5 protein-coding genes are annotated in these 5,245 nt (G+C 69.0%); all 5 read right to left on the reverse strand.

The genetic code is table 11. The annotated features are described in order from the left end of the window. Positions 1–658, reverse strand: a 658-nt coding sequence (locus SY1_RS07470) for a shikimate dehydrogenase family protein (RefSeq protein ID WP_208873300.1), incomplete at its 3' end; no start/stop codon positions are given. Positions 659–660: 2 nt separating this feature from the next. Beyond that, positions 661–1,797 (reverse strand): bifunctional chorismate mutase/prephenate dehydratase, encoded by a 1,137-nt coding sequence (locus SY1_RS07475; protein ID WP_015556656.1) that lies wholly within the window; start codon positions 1,795–1,797, stop codon positions 661–663. A gap of 32 nt (positions 1,798–1,829) precedes the next feature. Then, positions 1,830–2,948 carry a chorismate synthase gene (aroC, locus tag SY1_RS07480; RefSeq protein WP_015556657.1) on the reverse strand — a complete coding sequence of 373 codons (1,119 nt, stop codon included), beginning with the start codon at positions 2,946–2,948 and terminating at the stop codon, positions 1,830–1,832. Continuing rightward, positions 2,938–4,224 (reverse strand): 3-phosphoshikimate 1-carboxyvinyltransferase, encoded by a 1,287-nt coding sequence (gene aroA, locus SY1_RS07485; protein ID WP_015556658.1) that lies wholly within the window; start codon positions 4,222–4,224, stop codon positions 2,938–2,940. The genes aroC and aroA overlap by 11 nt, the downstream gene beginning before the upstream one ends. Further along, on the reverse strand, positions 4,221–5,245 hold a 1,025-nt coding region (gene aroB, locus SY1_RS07490; protein WP_208873301.1), incomplete at its 5' end, for a 3-dehydroquinate synthase. The genes aroA and aroB, both read right to left, overlap by 4 nt.

Raw genomic sequence — 5,245 nt, forward strand, 5'->3', positions numbered from 1 at the left:
CCACGAGCATCGGCAGGCCGTCCGTAGAGGGGATCCCCAGCTCCTCCGCCCGCATCAGAAGGGCGGTTCGCCGCGGGTTGTAGATCAGGTCGATGACGCCCCGGCAGCGGGGAAAGAGGGCGGGGTCCGCGACCCTCTCGCCCGTCCGGGGGTACATGCCGACGGGCGTCGCGTTGATGAGCACCTCCGCGTCCGCGTGACGGTTCAGGTTCCGATAGCTGTCCGGTCCCCTTCGGGAGATGACGGCGACCGACCGGGCGCCCTGCGCCTCCGCCGCGGCCCGTGCCGCGAGGGAGGCGCCGCCGGAGCCGAAGATCACGACCCTGCGCCCCGCCATGGAGATGCCCGCGCGCTCCGCGGCCCAGAGCAGCCCATAGAGGTCGGTGTTGTGCCCCACCAGGCCCTTGGGGCCCCGCACGATCGTGTTCACGCTGCCGACGCGGCGGGCGCTCTCCGCCAGCTCGTCGCAAAGGGGCATCACGTCGCGCTTGTAGGGGATCGTCACGTTGAGCCCGCCCACGTCCTCCCGCCGGAGAAAGCCCTCCAGCTCCTCCGGCTCAAGCTCGAACAGCCGGTAGTCCTCGCAGCCAAGCGCCCTGTGGATAGGGACGGACCAGCTATGCCCCAGCGTTCGTCCGATGAGTCCAAAGGCGGGCATGGTCAGACGATCGCGTAGTTTCCCAGGAGGTCGAAGCTGGGGCAGGAGCGCTCCAGGTCCTCCAGCATCGAGAGGACGCCCGCGTCCTGCACGGAGCCGTCCATCTCAAGAAAGAAGATGAACTCGTAATTGCGCCCCACGACGGGGCAGCTCTCCAGCTTGTTCATGTTGACCCCGTGGGCGGCCAACTTGGAGAGGACGTCGTTCAGCGCACCGGGGGTGTTCTCGCAGGCCAGGATGACGCTCAGGTGGTTCGACCCGGCGTAGATGACGGGTTCCTTCGCGATGCAGATGAAGCGGGTCTGGTTGTTGTCGTTGTCCTGAATGTCCTCCTTTAAGGGGGTGAGCCCGTAGAGGGCGGCGCAGCCGGGCGCCGCGATGGCCGCGGCGGTCCGATCCCCGGACTCCGCTACCATTCTGGCCGCGGACGCCGTGTTGGGGTAGGGGATGGCCTCGACGCCCTCGAGGGAGTCCAGGAAGTCCGAGCACTGCCCCAGCGCCTGGGGGTGGGAGTAGACGTTCCGGATCTCGCTGAGCTTGACGCCGGGCTTCGCCATCAGCACGTGGCGTATGAAGAGGCGGGTGCTGCGGACGATGAAGAACCGGCGTTCCCGGAGCAACTCGTACACCGCGCGCACGGAGCCGTTGAGGCTGTTGTCGATGGGCAGCACGCCGTACTGGCACAGCCCGGACCCCACGGCGTCGAAGACGGCCTTGAACGTCTTCATGTAGAGGATGCGCCCCCTCGGCAGCAGCTTGTCGCAGGCGGCCTGGGCGTTGGAGCCCTCCACTCCCTGGCAGGCCACGCTCCCCGTCTTGGGGAACAGGTCCTCGACGCGGGCAACCGCGCGCTCCACAAGGGCGCGCACCTTGCTCGGGCTGGAAAGGAACTCGTTCTGTCTGGCCCTGGCGAGGCTCATCAGCCTGGAGAAGAAGTAGAAGGCGTACTCCTCCATGTCGCCCGCCCTGTCCATCACCCTTGCCAGTACCTCGCGTTCCCTGGCCCGGTCCTCGATGGGCAGGTGGTGCGCCTCCTTGTACTTTGCTACCTCTCCCATCAGGCTCATGCGCTCCAGGAAGAGGTCCAGCATCCTTTGGTCAAGGTCGTCGATCTTGGAACGAACTTCAGCGATGTCCATGATTTTTTCCTCCTATGGCGGTGTTTTATCGGTTATGTGTCATCGTCCGCAGCCCCCGGCCTTAGGACGGGAGGCTTGTCGTGCAGCAGGTCCAGGAGCACGCAGGCGGTTACGGCCTCGATCACCGGGACGGCCCGATGGGCGATGCAGGGGTCGTGCCGGCCCGCGATGCGGAGCTCCGCCACCTCGCGCCGCGACAGGCTGACGGTGCGCTGTGGCTGGAAGATCGAAGGCGTGGGCTTGACGGCGGCCCGGAGGATCAGGGGCATCCCCGTAGTGATGCCCCCCAGGATGCCACCCGCGTTGTTGGAGGTGGTCCGGATTTTCCCCCCCTCGCCCACCTCAAAGGGGTCGTTGTCTTGAGAACCTCTCATGCGCGCCGCCGCGAAGCCCGCACCAAACTCCACGCCCTTGACGGCCGGAATTCCGAACAGGGCGGCCGCCAACCGGTTCTCCACGCCCCCGAACATCGGCTCACCCAGCCCGGCGGGCAGGCCGATGGCTGCGCACTCCACGATGCCCCCCACGGAGTCCCCCTCGTCCGCGGCCTTCAGGATGGCCTCCTTCATGCGCGCGCCAGCCCCCTCGTCGAGGACGGGCACCTCCCGTCCGGCGACGGCTGCAAGGAGAGCCGCCGATGGACGGAGGGGGAGGGGAGCATCCGTCTGACCCGCGGCCTCCGCCAGGTGTGCCCCCACCCAAATCCCCCGCCGCGACAAGATCTGTTTTGCGATGCCGCCCGCGATGCACAGGGGGGCGGTGAGCCGTCCCGAAAAGTGCCCGCCGCCCCGCATATCCGCAGCGCCATCCCACTTCGCCCACGCCGTGTAGTCGGCGTGCCCGGGGCGGGGCGTGTCCGACAGCTTCCCGTAGTCCTCCGAGCGCGCGTCCGCGTTCTCGATCATGGCGCAGAGCGGGGAGCCGCAGGTCCTGCCCTCCCGGACGCCCGATAGGATGAGGGGCTGGTCCGCCTCGTTTCGTGCTGTCGATAGGCGGGACTTCCCCGGGCGCCGGCGCTCCATGAAGGCCGCCAGCTCCTCCATGTCGATGGGCTCGCCCGCCGGTAGCCCGTCGATCAGGACCCCAATGGCCCGCCCATGGGACTGTCCAAAGACGCTGAAGCGGATGTTGATGCCGAACTCAGAGGACATGGACGTCGCCTCCCAACCGTGCGTAGTCTTCAAAGAAGGCCGGGTAGGACTTGGAACAGGCCTCCGCGTCCGTGACGGTCACGCCCTGAGGGCAACGCGAGGCCGCGACGGCCGCAGCCATGACGATGCGGTGGTCGTGAAAGCCCTCCGCGGTCCCTCCGACCAGCCCACCGCCTTGGACGATGAGCCCGTCGCCCTCCGGCGTCTCTTCCGCGCGGCCGCCGAGGGAGCGAATGAGCGAGAGCGTCGAGGCGATGCGGTCGCTCTCCTTGAGCCGGAGCCGCCCGCCGTTGACGAAGGCTGTTCTGCCGTCGGCCCACGCCGCCGTTGCAGCGAGGACCGGCAGGAGGTCGGGGGTCGCATCGACGTCGAGGGGGCAGCCCTCCAGCCCCCGAAGGGAGCCAGGGGCCACCGTGACCGCGTCTTTCCGCAGGCTCACCTCCGCTCCGAACGCCTTGAGAAAGTCCAGTATCCTCCGATCTCCCTGAGGGGAGGCGGGGTCAAGGCCCCGGACGCTCACAGGGCCGGTCAAAGCCCCGGCTGCCAAGAAGAACGCCGCGCCGGACCAGTCGCCTCCGACCTCCAGGACGCCCGGGGTGTGGAACGCCTGGGGACCCGAAAGCTGAAAGCGCCGGGGGAGGTCCGCGCCTCCGCCCTCCTCACGGGGCCGAACTCCGAAGCGGCGCAGTGCCGCCAGCGTGATGTCCAGGTAGGCAGCGGAGCGCAGGGGGGGATGGACGGTCAGGAGGCTGTCGCCGCTGAGCAGAGGAAGGGTCAGCAGGAGCCCCGTGACGTACTGGGAGCTGACGTCGCCCGGCAGGTCGAAAGCGCCGGCCTGAAGGCGGCCAGAGGTTCTGAACGGCAGGCGGTCCGCGCTGAAGGAGACGCCGTGTCGGGCCATAGCGGCCTGGAGCGCACCGATGGGGCGCTCCGGCAGGCGCCCGCTGCCGGTGAAGCGGGCCTCCTCGGCCAGAGCCGCCGCCACGGGCAGCAGGAACCGCAGCGTCGATCCGCTCTCCCGGCAGTCCAGCAGGGGACCATCGGGAACGCGCCTGATGGGAGTGACGACGAGGCTGCCCTCCTCATGAAGGACCTCGGCGCCGAGGCTCCGCAGGCAGTCCGCCGTGGCATCGATGTCCTCTGAGGTGCCGTTGAGCGTCAAGCGCGTGGGCCGGTCGGACAGGGCGGCGCAGATCAGGAGGCGGTGGGCCTCCGACTTGGACGCCGGAGCGGTGACGGTCCCGGCGAGAGGGCGCGGACGGATGAGGGCCCTCATGCCACTTCACCCGATTCGGCGAGGCCGTCGGCGATGACGCCGGGGAGTTCGTCGACCCCCACCCGGCGCAGCTCGCAGGTGCCGACCTCCTTGGGGGTGATCAGCGTGATGTCGCTGCCGGAACGCTTCTTGTCGGAAAGCGCCGCGCGGGCCAGGGCCTCGGCCGGGAAGCCCGTGGTCGCGGGTAGGCGGTTTTTGATAAGCGTCCTCTCGACGCGGCGGGCCGTGTCCTGAGCGCACCAGCCCCGCTTGGCCGAGGCGCGCGCGATGACCGCGAGGCCAGCGGCCACGGCCAGCCCATGAGGGATGGAAAAGTCAGAGCACCGCTCGATGGCGTGTCCCACCGTGTGCCCCAGATTCAGCAGCCTTCGCTCGCCCTGCTCGCGCTCGTCGCGTTCCACCACGGCGGCCTTGTACCGAACGCAGTGCAGAATGACGTCCGTAAGGCGCTCCCGGGGAGCGCCCCCCTCCTCGAAGAGCCGGAACAGGGGCTCGTCGCCCAGGACCCCGACCTTGATGGCCTCGGCAGCCCCGCACCGGTACTCCCGGTCCGGCAGGGAGGTCAGGCAATCCGTGTCGCACAGCACGAGGGAGGGCTGGTGAAATGCCCCAGCCAGGTTCTTCCCGGCGCTCAGGTCCACGGCGGCCTTGCCTCCGACGGAGGAGTCCACGGCGGCAAGCAGCGTCGTAGGGATCTGGACGAGGGGGATGCCCCGCATGTAGCACCCAGCGGCGAAGCCGGCCAGATCGCCGATGACGCCCCCGCCCAGCGCGACGACGATGTCGGTGCGGCCCATGCCTTCATGGGCCATCGCCTCGAGCAGTTCGCCGAAGGTGGAAAGGTTCTTGGTACCCTCCCCCGCGGGGAGGGCAAGGGAGGCGTGCGTGAACCCGGCATCGGTCAGGCTGTCGAGGCAGGCTCTCAGGTAGAGGGGGCCGACGTTGGCATCCGTCACGACAAAGGCCCTGCGGGGTCCCAGCGTCCGCGCGATCCTCTCCCCGCAGCGCTGCAGGAGCCCCG

Origin of the sequence: Fretibacterium fastidiosum, from assembly GCF_000210715.1 — a bacterium.
Classification (GTDB): domain Bacteria; phylum Synergistota; class Synergistia; order Synergistales; family Aminobacteriaceae; genus Fretibacterium; species Fretibacterium fastidiosum.